The sequence below is a fragment of the Actinokineospora sp. NPDC004072 genome, assembly GCF_053604195.1.
The window spans coordinates 99,643-125,356 of the sequence record NZ_JBSGHB010000006.1; the positions used below are offsets into that span (position 1 = coordinate 99,643).

Annotated in this window: 20 protein-coding genes; 9 read left to right on the forward strand and 11 right to left on the reverse strand. The window is 71.3% G+C overall.

Translation table 11 applies throughout. From position 1 onward, the window contains the following. Nucleotides 1–117 precede the first annotated feature (117 nt). Nucleotides 118–6,264 (forward strand): hypothetical protein, encoded by a 6,147-nt coding sequence (locus ACWEPX_RS11205; protein WP_451896983.1) that lies wholly within the window; start codon nucleotides 118–120, stop codon nucleotides 6,262–6,264. Next, entirely contained in the window at nucleotides 6,265–8,400 is a 2,136-nt protein-coding gene (locus ACWEPX_RS11210) for an MBL fold metallo-hydrolase (RefSeq protein WP_451896984.1), read from the forward strand. It begins immediately after the preceding gene. Nucleotides 8,401–8,449: 49 nt separating this feature from the next. Here the strand turns inward: ACWEPX_RS11210 and ACWEPX_RS11215 are convergent, their stop codons facing one another. Next, the gene (locus ACWEPX_RS11215) at nucleotides 8,450–9,562 is read right to left on the reverse strand and encodes an erythromycin esterase family protein (RefSeq protein ID WP_451896985.1); all 1,113 of its coding nucleotides are present in this window, start codon (nucleotides 9,560–9,562) and stop codon (nucleotides 8,450–8,452) included. Nucleotides 9,563–9,651: 89 nt separating this feature from the next. Here ACWEPX_RS11215 and ACWEPX_RS11220 point away from each other — a divergent pair, with 89 nt between their 5' ends. Then, nucleotides 9,652–10,332 (forward strand): TioE family transcriptional regulator, encoded by a 681-nt coding sequence (locus ACWEPX_RS11220; RefSeq protein ID WP_451896986.1) that lies wholly within the window; start codon nucleotides 9,652–9,654, stop codon nucleotides 10,330–10,332. Here the strand turns inward: ACWEPX_RS11220 and pabB are convergent. Then, nucleotides 10,319–12,349 carry an aminodeoxychorismate synthase component I gene (gene pabB / locus ACWEPX_RS11225; protein ID WP_451896987.1) on the reverse strand — a complete coding sequence of 677 codons (2,031 nt, stop codon included), beginning with the start codon at nucleotides 12,347–12,349 and terminating at the stop codon, nucleotides 10,319–10,321. The two genes, ACWEPX_RS11220 and pabB, sit on opposite strands and share 14 nt — an antisense overlap. 228 nt (nucleotides 12,350–12,577) lie before the next feature. Between pabB and ACWEPX_RS11230 the strand changes: the two genes are divergently transcribed. The 5 genes from ACWEPX_RS11230 to ACWEPX_RS11250 all read left to right on the forward strand — a co-directional run bounded on the left by ACWEPX_RS11230 (nucleotide 12,578) and on the right by ACWEPX_RS11250 (nucleotide 16,204). After that, on the forward strand, nucleotides 12,578–13,705 hold the full coding sequence (locus ACWEPX_RS11230) for a sensor histidine kinase (RefSeq protein WP_451896988.1): 1,128 nt from the start codon (nucleotides 12,578–12,580) through the stop codon (nucleotides 13,703–13,705). A gap of 84 nt (nucleotides 13,706–13,789) precedes the next feature. Next, complete coding sequence (locus ACWEPX_RS11235) at nucleotides 13,790–14,077, forward strand: hypothetical protein (protein WP_451896989.1); 288 nt, start codon at nucleotides 13,790–13,792, stop codon at nucleotides 14,075–14,077. Next, nucleotides 14,077–15,027, forward strand: coding sequence for a hypothetical protein (locus ACWEPX_RS11240; protein ID WP_451896990.1), 951 nt, complete (start codon nucleotides 14,077–14,079; stop codon nucleotides 15,025–15,027). The genes ACWEPX_RS11235 and ACWEPX_RS11240 overlap by 1 nt, the downstream gene beginning before the upstream one ends. A gap of 20 nt (nucleotides 15,028–15,047) precedes the next feature. Then, nucleotides 15,048–15,623, forward strand: coding sequence for a DUF3558 family protein (locus ACWEPX_RS11245; RefSeq protein ID WP_451897203.1), 576 nt, complete (start codon nucleotides 15,048–15,050; stop codon nucleotides 15,621–15,623). Nucleotides 15,624–15,763: 140 nt separating this feature from the next. Then, on the forward strand, nucleotides 15,764–16,204 hold the full coding sequence (locus ACWEPX_RS11250; RefSeq protein ID WP_451896991.1) for a DUF3558 family protein: 441 nt from the start codon (nucleotides 15,764–15,766) through the stop codon (nucleotides 16,202–16,204). A gap of 34 nt (nucleotides 16,205–16,238) precedes the next feature. Here ACWEPX_RS11250 and ACWEPX_RS11255 read toward each other — a convergent pair whose 3' ends face one another. The 5 genes from ACWEPX_RS11255 to gap form a co-directional block, all read right to left on the reverse strand. Continuing rightward, entirely contained in the window at nucleotides 16,239–16,580 is a 342-nt protein-coding gene (locus tag ACWEPX_RS11255) for an RNA polymerase-binding protein RbpA (protein ID WP_189210965.1), read from the reverse strand. Between the two features lie 29 nt (nucleotides 16,581–16,609). Next, nucleotides 16,610–16,843 carry a preprotein translocase subunit SecG gene (gene secG, locus ACWEPX_RS11260; protein ID WP_451896992.1) on the reverse strand — a complete coding sequence of 78 codons (234 nt, stop codon included), beginning with the start codon at nucleotides 16,841–16,843 and terminating at the stop codon, nucleotides 16,610–16,612. Nucleotides 16,844–17,063: 220 nt separating this feature from the next. Next, nucleotides 17,064–17,849, reverse strand: coding sequence for a triose-phosphate isomerase (gene tpiA / locus ACWEPX_RS11265; RefSeq protein ID WP_451896993.1), 786 nt, complete (start codon nucleotides 17,847–17,849; stop codon nucleotides 17,064–17,066). After that, nucleotides 17,849–19,036, reverse strand: a complete 1,188-nt coding sequence (locus ACWEPX_RS11270) for a phosphoglycerate kinase (protein WP_451896994.1) — start codon at nucleotides 19,034–19,036, stop codon at nucleotides 17,849–17,851. The genes tpiA and ACWEPX_RS11270 overlap by 1 nt, the downstream gene beginning before the upstream one ends. Next, on the reverse strand, nucleotides 19,036–20,040 hold the full coding sequence (gene gap / locus ACWEPX_RS11275) for a type I glyceraldehyde-3-phosphate dehydrogenase (protein ID WP_451896995.1): 1,005 nt from the start codon (nucleotides 20,038–20,040) through the stop codon (nucleotides 19,036–19,038). Before gap ends, ACWEPX_RS11270 begins: the two co-directional genes overlap by 1 nt. A 212-nt stretch (nucleotides 20,041–20,252) precedes the next feature. Here gap and ACWEPX_RS11280 point away from each other — a divergent pair, with 212 nt between their 5' ends. After that, nucleotides 20,253–20,666, forward strand: coding sequence for a hypothetical protein (locus ACWEPX_RS11280; RefSeq protein ID WP_451896996.1), 414 nt, complete (start codon nucleotides 20,253–20,255; stop codon nucleotides 20,664–20,666). Between the two features lie 149 nt (nucleotides 20,667–20,815). Here ACWEPX_RS11280 and whiA read toward each other — a convergent pair whose 3' ends face one another. The 4 genes from whiA to uvrC form a co-directional block, all read right to left on the reverse strand. Next, nucleotides 20,816–21,802: a DNA-binding protein WhiA gene (whiA, locus tag ACWEPX_RS11285; RefSeq protein ID WP_451896997.1), complete on the reverse strand. Its 987-nt coding sequence runs from the start codon at nucleotides 21,800–21,802 to the stop codon at nucleotides 20,816–20,818. Between the two features lie 78 nt (nucleotides 21,803–21,880). Further along, nucleotides 21,881–22,825, reverse strand: a complete 945-nt coding sequence (locus ACWEPX_RS11290) for a gluconeogenesis factor YvcK family protein (protein ID WP_451897204.1) — start codon at nucleotides 22,823–22,825, stop codon at nucleotides 21,881–21,883. Between the two features lie 5 nt (nucleotides 22,826–22,830). Further along, nucleotides 22,831–23,733, reverse strand: coding sequence for an RNase adapter RapZ (rapZ, locus tag ACWEPX_RS11295; RefSeq protein WP_451896998.1), 903 nt, complete (start codon nucleotides 23,731–23,733; stop codon nucleotides 22,831–22,833). Next, nucleotides 23,730–25,652, reverse strand: coding sequence for an excinuclease ABC subunit UvrC (uvrC, locus tag ACWEPX_RS11300; RefSeq protein ID WP_451896999.1), 1,923 nt, complete (start codon nucleotides 25,650–25,652; stop codon nucleotides 23,730–23,732). Before uvrC ends, rapZ begins: the two co-directional genes overlap by 4 nt. Nucleotides 25,653–25,714 lie beyond the last annotated feature (62 nt).

Consider the following 25,714-nt stretch of genomic DNA (forward strand, 5'->3'; position numbering starts at 1 on the left):
ATCCACTACTGCTGGTCCCCCGCTCGGTAACTCCGCACCGACCTCGCCGATGTACCTCGCGCGATGTGAGCGGCAGCACCACCGCCGCCCGTGCACAACAGCGGCTAGGAGTCCGGCGTGACTGATCCAGACCATGTGCTGCATGACCGAACCGAAGGAGCATGCGGCTCGCTGACCTCGGACGAGGTCGGCGCCCTGCGCGCCGCCAAGTTGGCCAAGTCGGCCGTGGCGGCCGTGACGCAGGCAGAGCTGCAGGCCGAGATCCGCCTGCTCCACCCGCGCACACTCGCATTGATCAGGCAGGCGCTCAAGGCCAGGAGGAATGCCCCGCCCGCGGTCTACGCCCAGGCGCTCCTGACCAGGCTGGCGCAGGCGCCGGAGGACACCGCCACCGACATCCTGCACGACGTGCTCCCCCATGTGGTGACCCTCACGTGCCTGACCGAGCACCTCGACCACCTCGAGCTCGCCTCCCTGCTCTCGGGCAACCCCGACGAGCTGGGGTTCCTCACCGGCTCGGAGCTGCTCGCCGAACTGCTGAACCAACGCGGGACCGCCCGTGCTCGATCGATCTATGCGGCGGGCTGGGCGTCGATGGCCGGTTCTGGCCATGCGGGGTCGACGGCGGCCCTCGCCTGGCTCGTCGCGAACCCGCCAGAAGTGTGGACCAAGGAACAGCTGTCCCTCGTCGAGGCGGTGTGGTCCCGGGTTCGCGAGCGCGTTCCCGGCCTTCCCGCACGTCCCGCGCCATTCCACCACCTGTGCGAGGCCGTCGAGGAATTGCACGCAGCGGGCGCGTTCGCCGATCGGGAGGAGCTCGGTGATCCCTCGCTCGCACCCGTTGAACGTGCCGCAGAGCTGATCGCGGGGCAGAGCGCCGTCGAGATCCCGCTCGAAACGCTGATCAGCCGTCGCGAAGAGATCGAGCGGACTGTCGAGGCAGTTCGCGGCACCGCGTTGCCGGAGGTGGCCGCCGCTCTGGCGGCAGGCCGGGTTCCCGAGCCCGACCAGATCGCCCGCCTGCTCGACATGATCAATTCGATGACGGCCTTCTTCGCAGATGTCGCCCTCGCCACCGGCGGGGAACCACCCCAGTCGCTCGAACAGGCTGGATCCCTCATCAGCGAACTCGCCGACGCCCGCGCATCGGCTGGCGCGCTCGACCGGCTCCGGACGCTGACGACCTTGAACGCGCCTGACTACGTGGCTGCCGAGGCTGCGATGGTCGCGCAGTTGGCTGGCGAGGTGGACGCGACGAGCGATGCCAAGCTGCTGGCCGCGTTGGACGCCCTCCTGACGATGATCGAACTCGCCGGGTCCGACCCGCAACGGGGAACCGAGCTCCTCAAGGTGATCCAAGCAGGTCTGCCAAGCGCGATGCCGCTGGTGATGCCAGCGAGTACCGGAGGTCTGCGCCTCGGCACCTCGCCCGGAGAGGCACTGCCCACCGCAACCCCCGCTGATCAGCTCGGTGACGGCACAGAGGACACCGAGGTCACGCAGGACGCCGAGCAGCCTGAGGACATGCCTGCCGCCCGCGACGAGACGACCACGGCGTTGTCCCTCGACCTGGAGGCCGTCATCGCTGACATGGCCTTCACCGTTCCAACCCCAGCTCCGCCGAGTCCAGCCGAGGCCAACCCCGACGACGCGCCCGCCGCGGCGGACGTGTCCGCCGCACCGGCGGTCGACCTGGTGACCTCCGACGTCAACCTGCCGCCCGAGCACGGGGACATGCTGAGCAGGTTGATCAGCGCCCGCCAGTTCGCCCTGGCGGCCTGGCTCAGCGATGCCCTCGATCGGCGCGACGCGGACGGGGCGGTCTTCCGGCTCGCCGCGCACGCCCTCGCGATCTGCTCGTCCTTGGACTCCAACGCCACCGCGTTCGCCGACATCGCCAAGGACCTCGACGCCGAGCAGCTCGAGGACCGGATCGACCTCCAACTGCTCGTCTACGCCGCTGGCGTGCGCGCGGGCCTGCTGTCACCGGTCACCAACGCGGCGACCCTCCTGCGCGAAGTAACCCCGAATGTGCTCAAGACCGGGCCAGCCGTCGAAGAGCTCACCGACGCCCTCCTGACCGCGTTCTACAGCGGGGCCCACCTGACCCCGCAGAGCGCGGATGCGGTGGCGGAGGCAGCGGGCGCCGAGGCGGAGCACGAGCGGCTCACGGCGGCGGCGCAGACCATGCTCAGGACGAGCCAGTCGCGCACCATCCGCTACGTCGCGGCCACCGAGTTGTGGCAGCGGTGGACGTCCACCACCGGGTACCTCGGGGAACACCTCGCCATCGCCGCTTCCGGGTCGAGATCGGCCGAGAGCGCACGTCGGGTCCGAGCGCATGTGGCGGAGCTGCGGTCGCGGGCGAACGTGGAGGCCGCTCTCGACAGGGACAGCATGAAGCTGCAGAGCACGAGGAACCGCCCGCGCCGGATCGAGGCCCGCGCCCGGGACAAGCTCCTCGCCTGGACGAGCGAGGTGGCCGACCTGCTCGCCCGGTGGGTCACGGTCACCGACAACCTCAACCGCCCCGCCGCCGGGACGTGGATGGCCGACCCCATCGCCGAGTTGCGCCAGACCGTCGCCGACCGCCGGAGCCAGGCCATCGAGCAGCTGACCCGGCTCATCGGGGGGCAGACGGCGACGCAACGCGCCACGATCGGGGTCGGGCTCGCGCTGCTCACCGAGTCCCTCGACCTCTTGGACGGCGCGGACGAGGTCGACAAGGTGGAGATGCCCGCGCAGTACGTCATCTCCGGACAACTGGCCCTCGCGACGGATTTGCCGCTGGACGCCACCGCCGCCCCGCAGCGGCCGGTGACCGCCGACGACGTCGCGGCAGTCGCCGCCGCGCTCGGCAGCGAAGACGTCGGCTGGACCGAAGCGTTCAACGCCCGGTTGGCCCGGCACGACCACGTCGGCGCCCAGGTCCTCGTCGAGACGTTGCGCTCGAGGCAGCCGAGCCTCGCCCAGCGGCTGTCCACCGAGCGGGACAGGGCGGTGTCGCGGTCGGCTGAGAAGCTCGACGACAAGCTCACCGAACTCCTGCGCCGCATCGATTCCGACCGGCGGTTCGGACGGCTGAACCCCGATCAGTGGACAGACCTGTCCAGCCACGCGCGCGGCTACGACAAGACCGCCCGGGGCACCCGTCGCGATTTCGACAAGATGCTGTCAGACCTCGACGAGATCGAGGCGCGACGGGCGAAGGCCGTCGCGGCGACCTGCGAGACCGCCCTGGCGGCACTGGCCGACCTGGACATCGAGCAGGGGGACCGCGACCGCATCCGGAGCTGCATCGACCAGGGCGACATCACGACCGCGCACGAGTTCACGGAGACGCTGCGCAGCGGTCACGGCCTCCCTGCGCCGAAGCCGGACCCGCAGCACCTGACGCGGTTCCACCCCGCCTTCCCCGAGCTGTTCTCGGCTGCGGACAGCGATGGACGCCGCACCGGGCTCGATTTGCTGCGCACGCTCGTCGACATGATCAAAGCGGGTCGGCCGCTGGCGGGATCGGCGTTGAGCACCCTGTTGGCGGAGGCAGGCATCGACGTGTCGGCGATCCGGCGCCCCACCGCGGCAGCGCCCAGGCTCGAGAAGTGGATCGCGCTGACCGAAGCGGCCTCCTTGGCGAGGCAGCCGAACCACGTCAAGGCGATCCTCGAACAACTCGGCTTCTTCGTCGAGCGGGTGGAGCTGAAGGACAAGCCTGCGGGCAAGGCGCGCCGTTCGTCCTGGGCTCAGCTCGTCGGGGTCCGCCCGACGTCCGGGAAAGCCCTGATCCCGGCCTTCGGCTCCCGGATGAGCCCGTCCGGGGACTCGCTGCGGCTCCTCGCCGTCTGGAACTCCCCGACCCCCCAGGAGCTCGTCGAGCTGCTGCGCTCGGAACCCGTCGACCAGTCGGTCGTCGTGCTCTACTTCGGCGCCCTGTCCCCGGCGGCACGTCGCGAACTGGCCACCCTGTTCCACCGCGGCCGGAAGCTGCCCGCCGCCGCTGTGATCGACCACGCGGCGTTCTCCTACCTCGCGGTACAGCCGGAGGCGGGCCGGGACATCACGATGTCGATCACCTTGCCGTTCACCACGGCCTACCCGTTCACCCCCGACGTCGCGGGTCTGGTGTCGCCGGAGATGTTCTACGGCCGCACCGAGGAGCGCGACAAGGTCGTGGACATGATGGGGCCCTGCATCGTGTACGGCGGCAGGCAGCTGGGCAAATCGGCCCTGCTGCGGGCCGCCGCGCGGGAGTTCGACAACAGGCCGCTCAGGTACGCCATCTACCAGTCGATCTTCAAGGTCGGGCAGTCCCACCCGGTCGAGGCCGTGTGGCCGCTGTTGTGGGAGAGCCTGACCAAGAAGGAGGTCTTGACTGACCCCATCCCGACCGACAACGTCGCGGCTGCGCTCATCGCCGCGATCGAGGGTTGGATACGGGAGACCCCGGGCAGGCAGCTCCTGCTGCTGCTCGACGAGTCCGACTTCTTCCTCGACGGTGACGCCGCCGATGGCCGGTTCACCCATGTCACGCAGTTCAAGGAGCTGATGGAGTCGACCGACCGCGCTGTCAAGGTCGTGTTCGCCGGACTCCACAAGACCGCGAGGTTCGAGCGGCTCGCGAATCATCCCCTGGCCCACTTCGGTGATCCGGTGTGCGTCGGGCCGCTGGCCCCGCAACCCGCCTACGACCTCCTCACCCAGCCGTTGCGAGCGCTCGGCTACCACTTCGAGGAGGACGACGAGCAGGCCGCCCGGGTCATCGCGCTGGCGAACAACCAGCCCGCGCTGATCCAGCTCTTCGGTGACCAACTGCTCCGGAACCTGTACAAGGCGCCCCTTGCCGCTACCGCTCCGCCGCACATGGTGACCAAGTCCGACGTCAGCGCGGTGTGGTCGGACAACGCCCTGCGCACCTCGTTCCGGAAGCGGTTCGAGTGGACCCTCAACCTCGACCCGCGTTACAAGATCATCGCCTACAGCGTCGCGTTCCACGCCCACACCAGCGGCATCGGCTCGACCTTGACCGCAGCGCAACTGCGCGCTGACTGCGAACAGTGGTGGCCGCAGGGCTTCGCCGCGGAGGCGGTCCGCACCGGGGAGTTCCACGCGCTCCTCGACGAGTGCGTCGACCTCGGCGTGCTGTCCTACACCAAGGGCGGCTACCGTCTGCGCACCCCGAACATCCTGGACCTCCTCGGCTCCGTCGACGACGTCGACGAGGTGCTGGGACAGGCCGAGTCCACCCCCCTGCCGGAGAGCTTCGACGGCTCGCTCATGCGTCCGCCGTTCCTCGCCACCCCGACGCGAGGGCCGCTGACCTCGCGGCAGATCGCCGATCTCCTCGCCCAGCGCAGCCAGGTCCGGCTTATCGCGGGCTCGGACGCGCTCACCGTCCAACGGTGCGCGCGCACCCTGCAGAAGGAGGCCGGAGCCCAAGCGCGGCTGATCGAGTCCACGATCCCGCAGTTGCGCAAGACGTGCGGCAACGCGCCGCTGCAGGCCGCAGGGCAGCACGCGGTCATCGTCGTCAACGTCCCGGACTCGGCGAAGCCGCAGGATGTGCTGACCGCTTGGCAGCAGGCGCGGGAGGTGATCGCCGCGCACTCGGTCGGGACCCTCGGCATCGTCATCATCACCAGCCCGGCGCATGCTGCTGCCTGGCCCACCGCCGAACACCAGGCCGACGCCTCGTCATCGGTGATCAGCCTGCGCCGGTACGGCGACACGGACCTGCGGCTGTGGCTCAACGATTCGGCCCTGCCGTTCCAGGACGATGCGTCCCGAGGCGATTTGCTCGCGGTCACCGGTGGGTGGCCGATGCTCATCAACTGGCTGGCCGAACAGCTGACCGACCATCCCGAACCGCCCAACGGCGACCCGCTCGGCCGGATCCGCTCCTACCTGGACGCCCCGGATTGCGCCGACGGCCTGGTGACGGCATCCGGCGTCCGCGCCGACGAGGTCCTCTCCCAGGCGTGGTCGCTGTTGTGCGACCACTACGCGGACGACATGACCGACGCGGCCACCTTCGCCGACTACTTGAAGATGCACGCCGAGGACGACGAGCCCGGCGCCCAGGCGCTGAAGGAGTCCAGGCTGCGCGAATCGGGCTACCGCGACACCAACGGCGTGGTCGGCGTCTTGGCTACGCTCGGGGTCCTCGCCACGGCGGAGGACGGTTTGCTGCGGGTCGAACCGGTGCTCGCCAAGGCGACGGCGAGCGCCGCAGGACGCTCCAAAGACCAGCTCCGGGCAGGCCGGTAGATGGCCGCGGAGCAGCGCAAGTTGCTGCACGCCCTGCTGGAGGACGCGGCCAGGCGCGTCCTCCAGCAGCGACCAGACCTCGGCGGCACCGATCCATCGCAGTTCGCTGCGATGAACACGCCTCAGCTCCTCCACGTGATCGCCCGATCCCCGCTCTTGCGGGCCACCTTGGCCGAGGCGCACGCTGCCGAGTTGGCCACGGCCCACGATCTGCTCCGCGATCTGGTCTCGGCCGACTCGGAGGCCGCCGAGGACGCCGCGCGGGCGCTCTCGGCCGATCCGAACCGGGTGGACACCAAGACCCGAAGCCGCACCTCGAACCCAGCGATACCCGCGACCAAGGACGACCGGGCGGCGAGGCGGGCAGCACGGAATCTGGCCCAAGCGCGGGCCGCCCGCGACCGGGCTCGCGTGCAGTTCGACTACGCGATCGCAGAACGAGATGCAGTCCGGCTGGAGCTGGCTGCTGCGCAGTCCGACTTGGCGGAGGCGACGGCCGTCATCGACGCCCTGCGCGGCCAACTCGCCGCGGCGCAAGCCCGGACCGCCGCCATCGCCACCGACATCGCGCACGCCGCCCGTGTCCTGATCGAGGCGACTCGCCCGCAGCAGAACACGACTGGCGCCGCCGATCGCGACCCCCGCGACCACGAAACCCAGACCGATCCTGGCCCCACGAGCGACCCGCTGATCAAGAGCGCGCTCGATCGAGCAGACCTCGTCGAAGAGCGGTTCCTCGCCGTCCTCTGCGAGATCGTCGAGCCGACGCCCACCTCGCCTCAGCTGCCCGTCGAGGCGGCGACGACCGCGGCCGAGATCGAACTGCTGCTCACCCCGTTGGGTGGTGACACCGAGATCGGCGGGTCATGCCTGCTGGTCGAGGCAGGCGGGATCCGGGTGCTGGTGGACGCGGGGATGGACCCCAAGCGTTCCCTGCGCGAGCCCGGACCACGAGACATCCACCTCGCCATGGACGGGCCCATCGACGCCGTCGTCATCACCCACGCGCACAACGACCACGCGGGTTACGTACCAGCGGTCGCAGCCGCAAACCCCGGGATGGACATCTTCTGCACGCCTGACACGGCAGCTCTCCTGCCCGCGATGTGGGCTGATTCGCTGAAGTTCTTCAATCGCGGCACCGAGGCAGTCGACTACGCCGAGCAACTGCCGCCGCCCTACACCGCAGCCGAGGTCCGAGGTGCGCAGAGCAGGGTGCGGGAACTGGAGTACGGCCGGACGGTCGAGCTGGCGCCCGGCTTCACCATCGAGCTGTTCCCCGCGGGCCACATCCTCGGAGCGGCGGGAGTGGTGATCTCGGCGGGCTCGGACCGCATCGCGGTCACCGGCGACGTCAGCGACCTGCCCCAGGCCACCACACCCGGCCTCGTCGTCCCCGATTCCGCCCGCGGGTGCGACCTGCTCGTCATCGAATCCACCAACTGCAGGCCAGGTGGCTCGCACCGCTCGACGGAAGTCGACAACTTCGTCTCGACCGTGGCGGAGGTCGTCACCGCGGGCGGACGTGTGCTGGTGCCCGCGTTCGCGCTCGGCCGCGCCCAGGAGATCGCCCTCATCATCCGGAACCGGCTCCCCGACGTCCCCGTCCTCATCGACGGCATGGCCAGGGAGATCACCCGGATCTACGAGCGGCAGACCGCCGATCGGGACCAGCCGCTGCGCATCTTCGGCGACAACGTGCGCGAGGTTCCGGTCACCCAGCGGAGTGAACTCATCGCCTCCTTCCGACGCGGCGTCATCGTGACCCCGTCGGGCATGCTGACCGGCGGACCTGCGGTTCAGTGGGCGCGGTCGATCCTGCCCGACCACCGCGCCGCCTTGCTCGTGACCGGCTACCAGGATGCGGAGGCGCCGGGGAAGGCGCTGCTCGGCCTGGGCAGCGGGTCCGTCCGCTCCTTCGACCTCGACGGCAGGCCGGTCGAGGTGAAGGCTCGCGTGGCGAAGTTCGGACTCTCCGCACACGCCGATCGAGAGGGACTCACCTCGATCATCGATTCCTTCGCGCCCGCCCAAGTCATGCTCGTCCACGGCCACCGCGGCGCCCAGCGGGAGTACAGCGCCTTCCTCAGGGACCGAGGCCACCAAGTCGTGCGAGCGGCGGGTTGGAGCCGGTGACAGCTGCGCCGGACCGGTGGAAGTTCGCTGGCGAAGCGACCAGCGACCCCTATGCGCCGTTGATGTGCAGGATGGCGTCTGCCGCGCCGAGGAGTGAGCGATCGAGGGGGAAGTAGCCGTGCGTGGCGGCGCGGGGTTCGGCGGGTGGGAGGTCGGCTGCGGTCAGGCCCCATCCGTCGAACCGGCTCTGCAGCCGGCCTTCGTAGGTGTCGGGCTCCGGTTCGGACAGACCGGCGGCTGTGCTGCGGCCCAGGCTGCCCGCGATGAAGGTGTAGGGCTCGCTCGACACCGACGCGACGATGGCGCCTGCGGAGTTCCAGCGGGAATCCGACTGCTGGATGGTGCTGGTGCTGCGCTGCAAGTGCAGGTTGTGGGCGAAGACCAGGGTTGGGCCGCGGCGGGCTTCGATCGCGCGGATGTCCAGGAGGTTCTGGGCCATGAGGCCGTCGCGCGCGGAGATGAGCCGGGTCATGCGGGTGTGCGCGTCGCCGGGGCAGGCGGATTGGCGGTGGTAGCGCAGCAGGCCGATGCCCGCGGTGAGGTGGGTCTTGGCCCGCAGCCACGCGGCGCGGGAGGTCGCCGCGACCAGGTCCGGCGCGCGGGCGAGGAGGGTGGCGAGCAGGTCGTCGGCGAGCACGCGCAGCCGCTCGGCCTCGGGGGTGTCGCCGGGCGAGCGGGCCGGGTCGAGGATCGCCTCCTCGCGGCTCCACCGGTGGTCGTCGCCTGCGAGGCCCGCGATGTCCAGGTCGAGCCCGAGGTAGTCGCGGGCGTGTTCGAGGTAGGCGCGCGGGCTGGGGGCGGTGGTGTTCTCGGTCTCGATGTCGAAGCCGTGGAAGGTCACGCGGTCCGCTGGCGGGCGGTCCTGGTTGTGCTCGCGCAGCCACTCCACCAGGTCGCGGTTGCCCTCCAGCGCGCCGAAGCCGTGCGAGAGGCCGTCGGACAGCACCGCCTCGACGCTGCCCTCTCCCCCGCCGATGTACTCGTCGACGGCGAGCCCGGCGACCCGGTGGGTCTCCAGGGTGATGGACCGGAAGCCGCAGGCCACGAGCTGGGCGAACAGCTCGTTGCGGACGCGGGTGAAGGCGGGTTCGCGGTGGGTGGGCTCGCCGAGGCCCAGCAACGCGCAGGAGGGGGTGAGGAAGTCGCGGATGTCCTGACTCATGAGGCTCAAGCGTATCTTTGAAAGTCGGTGTAAGCTTCCAGCGCTCCTGGCTTGGATCGCTGGGCTGAGGTTTCAAACCGGGGATAGCCATGCGACCAGCCGACCTCGCGCGCGAGCACGGCATCTCGACCCAGGCGGTGCGCAACTACGAGCGCGACGGCTTCCTCCCGCCCGCCGAGCGCACCCCAACCGGCTACCGGGTCTACACCGAGGAGCACGCGGCCGCCCTGCGCGCCTTCCTCGCCCTCGTCCCCGCCTACGGGCATGCGACAGCAGGTCAGATCATGGCCGCCATCCACGACGACCGGCTCGACGACGCCCTGCTCGCCATCGACCGCGGCCACGCCCTGCTGCTGCGCGACCGCGACACCCTCGACGCCGTGCGCACCGCGATCGGCCAGCTCACCGGGGCCACCCCGCGCCCTTCTGGTCCCCGCAGCATCGGCGAACTCGCCCACCTGCTGCGCGTCACCCCGGCCACCCTGCGCAACTGGGAGGACGCGGGCATCCTCACCCCCGCCCGCGACCCCGCGACCGGCTACCGCGTCTACCAGGCCGACGACATCCGCGACGCCGAGCTGGCCCACCTGCTGCGGCGCGGGGGCTACCCGCTGGAGCGCATCGCCGCCGTCGTCCGGCAGATCCGCACCGCGGGCGGGGCCGACGCGCTGGCCGAGGCCATCGCCGGGTGGCAGCGCAGGCTGACCGCGCGCGGGCTGGCCATGCTCACCTCAGCAGGCCACCTGGGCAGCTACCTCAGCCGCCGGTGACCCTGGCCCGCTCCGGGAACGGCACCCCCAGCAGGTCCACCAGCGCGGCCGCCTTCACCGCCGTCTCCTCGTACTCCTCGGCCGGGTCCGACAGCGCCACCACCGCCCCGCCGACGCCGAAGCCGACCTCTCCGGGGCGCGCCACGAGCGTGCGGATGACCATGCTCAGGTCCGCGGCCCCGGTCAGCGAGAACCAGCCCAGGGCTCCGGAGTAGACCCCGCGCGGACCCCGTTCCAGCCGGTCGATGATCTCCATAGTGCGCTCCTTGGGCGCGCCGGTCATCGACCCGCCCGGGAAGGCCGCGCGCAGGCACCGCACCGCCGACACCCCCTCGGCCAGCCGCGCCCGCACGGTGCTGACCAGCTGGTGCACGGTCGCGTAGGACTCGACCTGGAACAGGGCGGGCACGTTCACCGAGCCGACCTCGGCGTAGACCCCGAGGTCGTTGCGCACGAGGTCGACGATCATCAGGTTCTCGGCCCGGTCCTTCTCCGCGGTGGCCAGGTCGTGGCGCAGCGCGGCGTCCTCCTCCGGGGTGCGCCCGCGCGGGCGGGTGCCCTTGATCGGCCGGGACTCCACGACCCCGTCGGCGGAGATCGCCAGGAACCGCTCGGGGGACGCGCTCAGCACGGCGCGGTCGCCGAAGCGCAGGAACGCCCCGAACGGGGCCGGGTTGGCCGCGCGCAGCCGCCGGTACGCCTGCCAGGGGTCGAGGTCGGCGGGCGCGGTCAGCTCGTTGGTCAGGCAGACCTCGTAGGTCTCGCCCGCCTGGATGGCGGCCAGGCAGGAGTCGATCATGTCCAGGTAGGTCGCCCGGTCGTGGCGCGCGGTCAGCGGCCCGACGGGCGGCAGCGGGTCGGGCTCGGGCAGCGGCGAGAGCGTGAGCAGCCGGGCCGAAGTGTCGTCCAGCCACTGCTCGGCGTCGGCGGAGTCCAGCGCCAGCAGGTGGATCTCCCCGGTGTGGTGGTCGAAGGCGATCACCCGGTCGGCGAAGACCAGGGCCGCGTCCGGGTCGGGGCTCGCGTGGGCGCGGGCGCCGCCGGTCTCGGCCTTCAGCTCGTACCCGAGGTAGCCGACCCAGCCGAGCGCGAACCCGAACGGCAGGTAGGGCACGTCGACGGTCCAGCGCGCCAGGTCCTCGTCGAGCCAGTCGAGGAAGGGGCCGTGGTGCACCTGCCTGCCCTCGCGGTCCTGGACGGTCACCGTGCCCGCTTGGACGTCGGCGGTGGCCACCCGGGCGTGCGGGCCGGAGGCGTCGCCGAGGTAGGAGAAGCGGCCACCGGCCGCGGAATCGAGCCAGAAGGCGTGCGGGGAGTCGCGGTAGCAGGCGTCGAACGCCTCTTCGGCGGTGACCGGCAGCGTCAGGCGGCGGACGAGGACGCGGGCGTTGGGGGTCTTCGGGCGGGCGGCGACGGTGATGGCCTCGCGGGGCTGCTCGGCGTGGTGGCGGCGGGTCATCGCGGCGAAGTTGGCCAGCAGGTCGACGCCGTGCTCGGTGCAGACCGACTCCGGGTGGAACTGGACGCCCCAGGCAGGTCGGTCGCGGTGCCGCACGCCCATCAGGACGCCGTCGTCGGACCAGGCGGTGGCCGTCAGCTCCGGGGGCAGGTCGGTGACGGCCAGCGAGTGGTAGCGCACCACCCGCAGCGGGTTGGGTAAGCCGTCGAACAGGTCACGGCCGTCGTGGTGGACCGTCGAGAGCCTGCCGTGGCGCACCTGCGGGGCAGGCCCCACGCGCGCCCCGGCCAGCAGGCACAGCCCCTGGTGGCCCAGGCAGACCCCGAGCAGCGGCTGGCGGGCCGCGGCGATGACGGCGGCGCTGAGGCCGAAGTCGCGGTGCTTGGCGGGGTGGCCGGGACCCGGCGAGATGACGATGCTGTCGAAGTCGGCGAGGCCGCCGAGGTCCCAGTCCTCGTCGTTGCGCACGACCGTCGGACGCGCCCCGTCGAGGGCTGCCAGGGCCTGGTAGAGGTTGTAGGTGAAGGAGTCGTGGTTGTCCACGATCAGCGTCCGCACGGCCCCTCCTCTCGTTTGCGCCCGCACAGAAGTTGCAGGCCGGACGTCCCGGTGCCGCGGCAGCCGCGTCTCCCAGGTGACGAGGAGGGGCGATCCATGCCACAGCACCGGCGCCACCCGGCCCCGAACCGCGAGAATGCTACCGCCGTGCCCGAACCCCGCGCCGATGCGCACGACCGGGCTGACCAGCCCGGACCACCGATTCGCGGAGGTGGGAAGCTGACCGGTGTGCTGCCCCGACAGGTCCCCCTGCGCCTGCCGCGCGCGTTGGCGCAGTCGAGCCCGCGCACCCGCGCCCTGGCCTCCGACGCCGCGGCGGTGGTGCTGGCCGCGCTCGACGTGTGGCTGGTCGTGCCCGAGGCCCCGCCGTGGTACTCGCCGTGGTTCAGCTGGCTGTCCGTCGCCGCCCTGCTGCTGCGCCGCCACCTGCCCTTCGCAACGGTCGTGCTGTGCGTGCCCGGGTTCTTCTTCGGCTGGGCCCAGCTGGCGGCCATGATCGCCCTGGGCTCGCTGGCCAAGCGCGAGCTGTTCTCCTGGAAGACCGCCGCGGGCGCGCTGCTGGTGTGCGCCTGCCGGTTCGTGCTCTGGCCGTGGACCGACTTCCTCGACCTGACCTGGCGCGAGCACATCCTCGACCTGATGTACGGGGTGCTGGTGGCGGGCATGCCGGTCGCCATCGGCATGCTGATCACCGTCCGCGGCCAGCTGTCGGCCCGCATCCGCGACCTGGCCCGCAGCCGCGACCGCGAGAAGCGCCTGCACGCCGCCACCGTCCGCGCCTCCGAACGCGCCAAGCTCGCCCGCGAGATGCACGACGTCGTCTCCCACCAGGTCACCCTCATCGCCATGCAGGCGGGCGCCCTCCAGGTCGGCACCGCCGACACCGAATCCCGCGAAGCCGCCGCCACCATCCGCTCGCTGAGCACCCGGACGCTGGAAGAACTCCGCGAACTCGTCGGCGTCTTGCGTTCTGGTGGTGATGAGGAGGAATTGCAGCCGGGTTTGGACGAGGTCGATTCCCTCGTCCACGAAGGCGTCGCCATGACCATCTCGGTCGACCCCCTCTCCGTCCCCGGCCCCATTTCCCGCGCCGCCTACCGGACGGTTCAGGAGGCGTTGACCAACGTCCGCAAACACGCAGGCGGCGCCCGCACCTCCGTCCTGGTGAAGGAATCCGACGGCCACCTGGAAATCGAAGTCCGCAACAGCCGCCCCCGCCGCCGCCCCCCAGCCTTCCCCTCCGGCGGCCACGGCCTCCTCGGCCTCCGCGAACGCGCGACCCTCCTCTCCGGAACCCTCGAAGCAGGCCCCACCCCCGACGGCGGCTACCGCGTCATCGCCCGCTATCCGCTGTAGCCCGAACGGCTGACACTGGTCGATTCCCACTCCTGACGCAACTCAGCACCGATAGGTTGCCCGCGTCCGAATTGAGGGGGAGCAATGAGCAGCGGCTTCGCACTATCGCTCGACGACCTGGACACCTTGGCCAACAGCGACCTGCCCGAACTCGCCGGGCTGATGGCAGCACCGATCTCGGCATTGGCGGGCTTCGCCTCCTTCGGCCCCATCGGCGACAGCGCGGAATCGGCGGGCACCCACGAGGTCTACGCGGCGCACGTCGAACTCCTCACCACCCGCCAGCGCCGGTTGTACGCGGCCATCGACGAGACCGCCGAAGCGCTGCGGGAGATCATCACCCTGTACCGCCGCGCCGACGGGCAGGGGTGATGATGTCGGACTGGCCCACCGACCACGAGCTCCTCGACGCCGAGTCCCGGCTCCGCGCGAAGTTCGCGGAGTACTACACCACCCCGGTGCATCGGAACGTCGGAATAGCACCCGAGTTCGAACTCACGGCCGTGCCCGGCCTCACCACCTGCATGTCCCTCGATCCGAGGGCCATCAGCGAAGACTTCTCGGCCATGCAGCGCGCGGCCCGCGACATCGCCGACTCCGAGCGCGCCGACGTCATCTTCGCGACGATCTCCGACAACAGGCTCGCGGGCTGGAAGGGTGAGGCCGCCCAGGCGTTCGTCGCGCGCATGACGGCAATCAAGGGCTTTGCGTCAGAGCAAGGCAACCACATCCTGCGCAATCTGAACAGGCGGGCGGCGATTTATCAAATAGCGGTCACCACGCGCAAGAGTTATCTCGAACTGATGGAAACGACGATTGCCGCGATCGATGTCGAGATGGGCAACCAGGCGGCAAGAGAGGCGAAAGCGTGGGCCAACTTCGGGCTGGACCTGGCCAAGGACCTGGCGAGCCTCGATCCCCGCAAGCTCCTGTCAGGTGCAATCGGCACGATGATCGGCGTCATCAAGAACACGATTGAACTCCTCCCTGACGGATCAGGTATGGAGAGGATCGCGTCGGGGTTCACCGAGCACGCGCGCAAGCTCGCCGAGCGCATGGACGCCGACCTCATCGAGGTTCGCACCAGCGTGAACGACGACATCCACCTCATCGCCAACCAGACGGCGGCCTCCCTGCTCGTGCGTCCTATGCCGACCTGCCTCGACGTGGACAGCCCAGATTTCCGGTATTCGTCCTTCTGGTTCGTGGGCCGGGAACCAGAAGTGTTCGAACCATCGGTGCAGGCTGAGCGCGAGAAGATGCAGCAGGAGGAAGAACGCAGGCAGAACGACATCTACCGACGGCTCGGAGGGACGGCGTGAAGGCGGCTGCATACCTGGTGGTGACGGCATGCCTGGTCGCTGCCTGCACCCCGGAGCCGGGACAACCGGTTGCTGCGCCCGGGAGCAGTTCGGCGCCTCCTGTTTCTCCGGTCACCACACCTCAGCGGACGCCGGTCACCACCTTCACCGTGACCCCGCCGACCGTCTCCCGGTCCCTCGACGTCCTCCCGTGGACGTTCAAGGTCTGCGACCTGCTCACCGATCCCGAGGCCGCGGAGATCGGGGTGAGCGGTCCGGCGGTGGCGGGTCGGCCGGACGAGCAGGGCGGCCGCTGCACGCGCGACGGCGACTCCCGGCTGACGATCAGGATGTACGGCCGCTACGAAGAGGTCACCAACCTGCTGCTCACCACCGACTACAAGACCGAGTACATCGCCGAAGCCACCGTCTCCGGCCAACCCGCGATCGTCGTATCGAACGAACGGACACCTACCGAGAAGTGCACAGTCGGCGTGATGCTCGCCCGACGGCAGTCCCTCCAAGTCGACCTCAAGACCAGTGCCCAAGGCCCAGGAGACGTATGCGACCGAGCCCTCATCGCCGCGGAACGAGCCGTAGGGCGGATCGCCGGGTGAGGCGGGTTGGGTGGTTGGTGGGTGCTGCTCTGCTAGGCGGGTGCGCTGGGGAGGTGGGTGTGCCGGTGCCAGGCGCGCCGACCACGACCCAGCCCATCTACGCCACGGTCCCGCCCCAGACGCGGATCACGACACACTCGGTGGAGCCGCCGGAGGTCGAGACGGGCATTGACGTGCTGCCGTGGACGTATCGGCCGTGTGATGTGCTCACCGATGCGCAGGCCCGGTATGTCGGGGTTGAGGCGCCTGCGGAGGCCAGCGTGCCGGATGAGCAGGGGGCGGAGTGCTCGCGGACCGCGGGCGACGGGCCGGATCTGCGGATTCGGCTCTACGGGCGGCGGGAGGAGGTGACGGGGCTGCTGCTCGCCACGGATGTGCGCACCCAGTACCTGGCCGAGGCCACCGTCGAAGGCCAGCCCGCCATCGTCGCCTCACCCGAATCCACTCCACAAAGGCGGTGCGTGGTCGGGGTGATGATGGCCGAGGAGCAATCCATCGAAATCAAACTGGAGGCCGAGGATCGCGCTGTCTGCGATCGGGCGCTGGTCGTCGCCGGGTTCGTGGTGGCGACGATGGGATAAAGAAAACCGGGCCCTCGGCGGAGGGCCCGGTTCGTCACAGTTCGCGCTTGGCCTTCAGCTTGGCCAGGGCTTCGGCCAGGATGGCTTCGCCGTCGGCGTCGGAGCGGCGTTCCTTCACGTAGGCCAGGTGGGTCTTGTACGGCTCGTTGCGGGGTGGCTTGGGTGGGGCCTGCTCGTCCAGCCCGGCCGGGAGGCCGCAGCGGGGGCAGTCCCAGGAGTCGGGCTTCTCGGCGTCGACGGCGAACGCCGGGCGGGACTCGTGGCCGTTCGCGCACCAGTACGACACCCGTTGGCGAGGAGCGGACTCACCGCGCTCGGACTCGCCCATCGGACCGGCTCCGACCCGGGTGCCCCGGATCGCATTACCACCGGACATCGGTCTTCACACCCCCACAATCAACGTTGTCACGCGATCTTCGTCATCAGGCCGAGCCCGACGACGCAGATCACCCAGATGGCGCCGATGAACAAGGTCGCGCGGTCCAGGTTCTTCTCGACCACGCTGGAGCCCGACAGGCTCGACTGCATGCCGCCGCCGAACAGCGACGACAGACCGCCACCGCGGCCCCGGTGGAGCAGGACCAACAGGACGAGCAGAAGGCTGGTGACGATCAGAGCGATCTGCAGGGTCAGGATCATGTCATCCTCGCTGTCGAACGGTGGAAGCCAAGGCTACCGTGTGTGGTCCTGAGGTACGACCACCGGTATCGCCCGCCCGCGGCCCACCCTTGAGCAGGGTAACCCGGCACCGGCCGCTTCCGATCATCGGACCCCGCCCTCTCGATCACCTGACCGAGTGATTCGGACAATAACCCGAAAGAGGGGGAGCCCGGAATGGACTCCCCCTCGATTACCGCTTTCAGGGCAGCGGTCCGCCCGCCGCCATCGCGCAGAGCTTCGTGAACTCCTCGCTCTGCAGACTCGCCCCGCCGACCAGCGCGCCGTCGACGTCCTCCTGCGCGACGAGGTCGCCGATGCTGCCGGACTTCACCGAGCCGCCGTAGAGCACGCGGACCGTCGAGGCCACCTCGTCGCCGTAGGACGACGCGAGCTGCTTGCGCAGCGCGGCGCAGACCTCCTGCGCGTCGGCGGGCGTGGCCACCTTGCCGGTGCCGATCGCCCACACCGGCTCGTAGGCCACCACGACCGAGGCCACCTGCTCGGCCTTGAGGCCCTTGAGCCCGGCCACGAGCTGGTCGGTGCAGTGCTGGACGTGGTTGCCCGCCTCGCGGACGTCCAGCTGCTCGCCCAGGCACAGGATCGGCGTGATGCCGTGCTTGAGCGCCGCCTTGACCTTCTTGTTCACCAGCTCGTCGGTCTCGCCGTGGTACTCCCGGCGCTCCGAGTGGCCCACGGTGACGTACGAGCAGCCGAGCTTGGCCAGCATCGGGCCCGAGACGTCACCGGTGTAGGCGCCGGAGTCGTGCTGGGAGATGTCCTGCGCGCCGTACTTGAGCAGCAGCTTGTCGCCGTCGACCAGCGTCTGCACCGAGCGGATGTCGGTGAACGGGGGCAGGACGGCGACCTCGACCTTGGCGTAGTACTTCTCGGGCAGCGCGAAGGCGATCTTCTGCACCAGGGCGATGGCCTCCAGGTGGTTGAGGTTCATCTTCCAGTTGCCCGCGATGAGCGTCTTGCGCGCCATCAGCCCTCCAGCACCGACACGCCGGGGAGGTCCTTGCCCTCCAGGAATTCCAGCGACGCGCCGCCGCCGGTGGAGATGTGCGAGAAGCCGTCCTCGGGCAGGCCGAGCAGGCGCACCGCCGCGGCCGAGTCGCCGCCGCCGACCACCGAGAACGCGGCCGAGTCCACGATCGCCTGGGCGACGCCGCGCGTGCCCTCGGCGAAGGGGGCCAGCTCGAACACGCCCATCGGGCCGTTCCAGAACACCGTCCCCGCCGACCGCAGCACCTCGCCGTAGCGCTCGACGGTGATCGGGCCGATGTCCAGGCCCTTCCAGCCCTCGCGGATCTGCGCGGCCAGCACGGTCTGGGTGTTCGCCTCGGCGGAGAAGTCGTCGGCGATGACCACGTCGGCGGGCAGCAGGATCTTGCCGGGGTGCTCGGCGAGCAGCCGCTTGCAGGTGTCGATCATGTCGGCTTCCAGCAGCGAGTCGCCCACGCCCAGGCCCTCGGCGGCCAGGAACGTGAAGCACATCCCGCCGCCGACCAGCAGGGTGTCCACCCGCGGCAGCAGCGACTCGATGACGGCGAGCTTGTCGGAGACCTTCGAGCCGCCCAGCGCCACCACGTACGGCCTGTCGGGCTCGCCGGTCAGCTTGCGCAGCACCTCGACCTCGGCGAGCACCAGGCCGCCCGCGTAGGCGGGCAGCTTGGCGGCCACGTCGTAGACGGAGGCCTGCTTGCGGTGCACGACGCCGAAGCCGTCGGAGACGAACACGTCGGCCAGCGCCGCGTACTCCTCGGCCAGCGCGGACCGCTCGGCGGCGTCCTTGGCCGTCTCGCGCGCGTCGAACCGCACGTTCTCCAGCAGCGCCACCCCGCCCTCGGCGAGCCCGGCCACGGTCTCCTGGGCCGAGGGCCCGGTTACGTCGTTGGCCAGCGCGACCGGCGACCCCAGCAGCTCGCCCAGCCGCAGCGCGACCGGGGCGAGGGAGTACTTGGCGTCGGGCGTGCCCTTGGGACGGCCCAGGTGCGCCGCCACCACGACCCGCGCCCCGGCCGCTGCCAGCCGGGAGATGGTCGGCAGCGACGCGCGCACGCGGCCGTCGTCGGTGATCCGGGTGCCGTCCAGGGGGACGTTCAGGTCGGCGCGCACCAGCACGCGCCGACCAGCGACCCCCTCGGCGAGCAGGTCGTCCAGCGTCCGCATCAGAGCTTGGACGCCACGAGCGCGGTCAGGTCGGCGAGGCGGTTGGAGTAGCCCCACTCGTTGTCGTACCAGCCGACGACCTTGACCTGGTTGCCGTTGACCTTGGTCAGCGGGGCGTCGTAGATGCACGACGCCGGGTCGGTCACGATGTCGGCGGAGACGATCGGCTCCTCGTTGTAGCGCAGGATGCCCGCCAGCGGGCCGTCGGCCGCGGCCTTGTACGCGGCGTTGACCTCGTCCAGGGAGACCTCGCGGCCCAGGGTGACGGTCAGGTCGGTGGCCGAGCCGGTCGGCACCGGCACGCGCAGGGCGTAGCCGTCGAGCTTGCCGTTGAGCTCGGGCAGCACCAGGCCGATCGCCTTGGCGGCGCCGGTGGACGTCGGCACGATGTTCAGCGCGGCGGCGCGGGCGCGGCGCAGGTCCTTGTGCGGGGCGTCCTGCAGGTTCTGGTCCTGGGTGTAGGCGTGGATGGTGGTCATCAGACCGCGCTCCACGGTGAAGGCGTCGTGCAGGACCTTGGCCAGCGGCGCGAGGCAGTTGGTGGTGCAGGAGGCGTTGGAGATGACGGTCTGCGAGCCGTCGTACTTGTCCTCGTTCGCGCCCAGCACGACGGTCAGGTCCTCGCCCTTGGCGGGCGCGGAGATGATGACCTTCTTGGCCCCGCCCTCGTCGACGTGCTTGCGCGCGTCGGCGGCGTTGGTGAAGAAGCCGGTGGACTCGACCACGACGTCGACGCCGAGGTCCTTCCAGGGCAGCTTGCCCGGGTCGCGCTCGGCCAGGGCCTTGATGGTCCGGTCGCCGACCTTGATGCCCTCGTCGACCACCGACACCTCCTGCGGCAGGCGGCCGAGGACGCTGTCGTACTTGAGGAGGTGCGCCATCGTGGCCACGTCGCCGAGGTCGTTGAAGGCCACGATCTCGATGTCGTGGTCACCGGCCGCCACAGCCCGGAAGAAGTTGCGACCGATACGACCGAAACCGTTGACGCCTACTCGAACCGTCACCGTCTTGTCTCCTCGTGAAATGGGCTCTTGACCAACCCGAACCCTACTGGCCGGACGAGGGCGCCACAGGGTGCGGTCGGCAGTGTCTCTTTATCGAATCAGATCCGCGCCCCGCGCGCCACCACCCCGCCCGGATCGTGGACGCGGACCTGTCACGGGTGTACCCGCTGGCGCGATCGTCGATGCGAGGGCAATCGCACCGAGGAGGCGGCGTGGGCGGATCGCTGAAATCCCGGCGGGGCCGGGTCCTGGCGGGGCTGGTCCTGGCCGGGTTGCTGATCGGGCTGGTGGTCGTCCTCCGGTCGGCGACCGAGCAGCAGTCGTGGGCCTCGGCGCAGGGCGTCGTGCAGGAGCGCATCCGCGAGGGCAAGAGCTACTCGGTGCGCGTCGCCTACGCGCTGCCCGACGGCAGCCTGCAGGTGGCGACGCTGTCGGAGAACGGCCCGGCGCGCGAGCCGGGCGAGCAGGTGACCGTGCGCTACGACCTGGAAGGCGGACGGGTGGTCGACGCGGCGCTGGCCGACAACGACCAGGCGTTCTGGGTGACCGGGATCCTGCTGGGCGTGCTGGCCCTCGGCGCGCTGGTGGTGAACCTCGCCGCGTGGGCGCCGCGGCCGCGGGACTGACGTGGAACGAAGCGGAGTCCGCCTGCCCCCACGCCGGGCGGACTCCGCTTCGTTCATCCCCCCGCGGGTGCTCCTCCCCCAAGCAGCACCCGCGCTCCCGGTAGTCAGGAGCACGGGGCGCCCGGGGCAGATACCTGATGTGACCCAGGTCACGCTTCGACTTCGAGCATCTCGGGCGTGACCACCGATTCGGTGTCCGGGACGCCGAGGTCCTTGGCCCGCTTGTCGGCCATCGCCAGCAGCCGCCGGATGCGCCCGGCGACCGCGTCCTTGGTCATCGGCGGGTCGGCGAGCTGGCCGAGCTCCTCCAGCGACGCCTGCTTGTTCTTCAGCCGCAGCTCCCCCGCGGCGGCGAGGTGGTCGGGGGCGTCGACGCCGAGGATCTCCATCGCCCGCTGCACGCGCGCGGCGGCGGCGACGGCGGCGCGGGCGCTGCGCCGCAGGTTGGCGTCGTCGAAGTTGGCCAGGCGGTTGGCCGTCGCCCGCACCTCGCGGCGCATCCGGCGCTCCTCCCAGGCCAGCACGCTGGAGTGCGCGCCGAGCCGGGTCAGCATCGCGCCGATGGCGTCGCCGTCGCGCACCACCACCCGGTCGGCCCCGCGGACCTCCCGCGACTTGGCCTGGATGCCCAGCCTGCGCGCCGCGCCGACGATGGCCAGCGCCGCCTCCGGGCCGGGGCAGGTGATCTCCAGCGCCGAGGAGCGGCCCGGCTCGGTCAGCGACCCGTGGGCCAGGAACGCCCCGCGCCACGCGGCCTCGGCGTCGCAGAGCCCGCCCGCCACGACCGGGGCGGGCAGCCCCCGCACCGGGCGGCCACGCGGGTCCAGCAGCCCGGTCTGGCGGGCCAGGCCGTCGCCGTCCTTGACCACGCGCACCACGTACCGGGTGCCCTTGCGCAGGCCGCCGGAGGTGATGACGTGCACGTCGGCGTGGTGGCCGTAGAGGTCGTGGATCTCCTTGCGCAGCCGCCGAGCCGCCGAGCCGGTGTCCAGCTCGGCCTCCACGACCACCCGGCCGCCGACGATGTGCAGGCCGCCCGCGAAGCGCAGCAGGGCGGAGACCTCGGCTCGTCGGCAGCAGGTCTTGGACACCGCGAGCCTGCTCAGCTCGTCCTTGACTGCAGCGGTCATCGCCACGGCCGATCTCCTCTCCCACGCGCTCCCGGCGTACATCCCATCACGGCGTGTCGGCCCCGGCGTGTCGGCCCCGGCGGATCAGCGCCCGCGCACCGCGGCGATCGCCCTGGCCAGGGTGGCGCCGAGGGCCGCGGGGTCGTGCCGCTCGGGGGCGGCGGCGTTGGTGACCGAGTCCAGCCACGCGGTCGCGCCGAGCGCGCCGGCGGCCCGTCGCAGCCGGTCCGGGGTGGGCACGGCGTCGGCGTCGGCCACCACCGCGTCGACCCGCAGCCCGGGGGCGTGCTCGCAGAGCACGTCCAGGTGCTGCTCCGGGGAGAAACCCGCGGTTTCCCCCGCCTGGGGGACCAGGTTGAGCACCACGACCCGGGTGGCGGCGGTCTCCACGAGGGCGTCGTGCAGCTCGGGGACCAGCAGGTGCGGCAGGACGCTGGTGAACCAGGAGCCGGGGCCCAGCAGCACCAGGTCGGCCTCCCGGACGGCGGTCACCGCGTCCGGGCAGGCGGTGGGCAGCTCGCCGCGGCGGCGGGCGTTGCACAGCCGGATGCGGTGCACTCGGCCCGGCGTGGTGGCGACGGCGACCTGCCCGCGGATGCGCCGCACGGTCGCCGGGTCCTCGTCGAGGCCGGTCACGTCGGCCTCGATGTCCATCGGCTCGGTGCACATCGGCAGCACCCGGCCGGTGACGCCGAGCAGCCGCCCGGCCTCGGCCAGCGCGGCGACCGAGTCGCCCAGGACCTCCAGCAGCCCGGCCAGCACCAGGTTGCCGACCGCGTGCCCGGCCAGCGCGCCGGTGCCGCCGAAGCGGTGCTCGAACACCGTGCGCCAGGCGTCCGGGCCGGCCAGGGCGGTCAGCGCCTTGCGCAGGTCGCCGGGCGGCAGCAGGCCCAGCTCGCGGCGCAGGCGGCCGGAGGAGCCGCCGTCGTCGGCGACGGTGACCACCGCGGTGATGTCGTCGGTGATGGCGCGCAGCGCGCCGAGGGTGGCCTGCAGGCCGTGCCCGCCGCCCAGCGCGACCGCGCGCAGACCCGTCACTCGCGCCCCAGGTCGCGGTGCACGACCTTGACCGCCATGCCGTCGGTGTCGCTGAGCCGCCGGGCCAGCTCCTCGGAGATGGCCACGCTGCGGTGCTTGCCGCCGGTGCAGCCCACGGCCAGCGTCAGGTACCGCTTGCCCTCGCGGCGGAAACCTGCGCCGATGAGCCGCAGCAGCTCGTGGTAGCGGTCGAGGAACTCCTCGGCGCCCTCCTGGCTGAGCACGTAGTTGCGCACGTCGCCGTCGCGGCCGGTCAGCTCCTTCAGCTCCGGGATCCAGAACGGGTTGGGCAGGAAGCGCACGTCCATCACCAGGTCGGCGTCCATCGGCAGGCCGTACTTGTAGCCGAAGCTGAGCACGGTGACGCGGGTGCCGACGTCGGTCTCGGTGCCGAAGGCGTCCTCGATCTTGGCGCGCAGCTGGTGCACCGAGAGGGTGGAGGTGTCGAGGATGAGGTCGGCGTCGGTGCGCAGCGGGCGCAGCACCTCGCGCTCAGCGGAGATGCCGTCGATGAGCCTGCCCTCGCCCTGCATCGGGTGGCCCCTGCGGACTTGCTCGAAGCGGCGCACCAGCACCTCGTCGGTGGCCTCCAGGAACAGCACGCGCGGCTTGTACCCGCGGGCGTCGAGGTCCTTGATGATCGCGTCGAGGTCGTGGGTGAACGCCCGGCTGCGCACGTCCATCACCACGGCGATGCGGGTGATCGCGCCGCGGGCCTGGGAGCCGAGCTCGACCATGGTGGCGATCAGCTCGGGCGGCAGGTTGTCGACGACGAACCAGCCGAGGTCCTCCAGGCACTTGGCCGCGGTGCTGCGGCCCGCGCCGGACAGCCCGGTGACCACAGCGACCGACATGCCCGTCCCACCGGGGGATGCGCCGCTGACAGTCGGATCAGTCATGGTTTCCTCTCTTCGGAAAGCGCGCTGTGCACGGCCTCGGCGGTGGTCCTGCCGATGCCCGGCACCCCGCTGATCTCCTCGACGCTGGCCGCGCGCAGCCGCTTCACCGAGCCGAAGTGCTTGATCAGCACCTTGCGGCGGTGCTCGCCGAGTCCGGGGATGTCGTCGAGGGCGGAGGCGGTCATCCGCTTGGCGCGCTTCTGCCGGTGGTAGGCGACCGCGAACCGGTGCGCCTCGTCGCGCACGCGCTGGAGCAGGTACAGCGCCTCGCTGGTGCGCGGCAGGATCGCGGGCTCGGGGTCGGCGGGCAGCCACACCTCCTCCAGCCGCTTGGCCAGGCCGATCACCCCGACGTCGGTGATGCCGAGGTCGGCGAGCACGTCGGCGGCGGCGTTGGCCTGCGGGCCCGCGCCGTCGACGACCAGCAGGTTGGGCGGGTAGGCGAAGCGGCGCGGGCGGCCGGTCTCCGGGTCCACCCCCGGGGTCGGGTCCTGGCCGCCGGACTCCCCGGCGTGGCGGGCGAAGCGGCGGCGCACGACCTCGGCGATGGCGGCGACGTCGCCCTCGGTGGCGGCCTCGCGCAAGGCGAAGCGGCGGTACTCGGACTTGCGCGGCAGCCCGTCCTCGAAGACCACCAGCGAGGCGACGACGTCGCTGCCCTGGATGTGGCTGACGTCGATGCACTCGATCCGCAGCGGGGCCGAGTCGAGGCCGAGGTGGTCCTGCAGCTCCTGCAGCGCCGCGGAGCGGGCGGTCAGGTCGCCCGCGCGGCGCAGCTTGTGCTGGGTGAACGCCTCCTTGGCGTTGCGCTCGACGGTCTCCATGAGCGCGCGCTTGTCGCCGCGCTGCGGCACGCGCAGCCCGACCCGCGCCCCGCGCAGCCCGGAGAGCCAGTCGGCCAGGGCGTCGGCGTCGGCGGGCAGCTCGGGCACCAGCACCTCGCGCGGGACCGGGCTGTCGGCCTCGGCCTGGTCGGCCTGCTCGCCGTAGAAGCCCAGGAGGAACTGCGCGACGAGGTCGGCCAGCGGGCTGGCGCTCTCCTCCACCCGGTCGATCACCCAGCCGCGCTGCCCGCGCACCCGCCCGCCGCGCACGTGGAAGACCTGCACGGAGGCTTCGAGGTCGTCGAAGGCGAAGGCGACCACGTCGGCGTCGGTGCCGTCGCCGAGCACCACGGCCTGCTTCTCCATCGCCCGCTTGAGCGCGCCGATGTCGTCGCGCAGGCGGGCGGCGCGCTCGAACTCCAGCGCCGCCGACGCCTCGCCCATCTCCCGCTCCAGCCTGCGGATCATCAGGTCGGTCTTGCCGGAGAGGAAGTCGGCGAAGTCGGTGACGATCTCCCGGTGCCGCGCGGCGTCGACCCGGCCGACGCAGGGGGCCGAGCACTTGTCGATGTAGCCGAGCAGGCAGGGCCGCCCGATCTGGCCGTGCCGCTTGAACACCCCGGCCGAGCAGGTGCGGGCGGGGAAGACGCGCAGCAGCAGGTCCAGCGTCTCGCGGATGGCCCAGGCGTGGGCGTAGGGGCCGAAGTAGCGCACGCCCTTCTTGCGGGCGCCGCGGTAGACGTGCAGCCGCGGGTACTCCTCGTTGAGGGTCACGGCGAGCACGGGGTAGGACTTGTCGTCGCGGTAGCGGACGTTGAACCGCGGGTCGAACTCCTTGATCCAGTTGTACTCGAGCTGGAGGGCCTCGACCTCGGTGGTGACGACCGTCCACTCGACCGCGCCCGCGGTGGTCACCATCTGGCGGGTGCGCGGGTGCAGCGAGGCGACGTCGGCGAAGTAGGAGTTGAGCCGCGAGCGCAGGCTCTTGGCCTTCCCGACGTAGATCACCCGGCCGGTGGGGTCCCGGAACTTGTAGACCCCCGGGGCGTCGGGGATGGACCCGGCGGACGGGCGGTAGGTGGACGGGTCGGGCACGCGACAACCCTACGTGCCAGGGCCGACAGCAGGTCCGCGGGCTCGCCGGCCCCGGCCGGTCC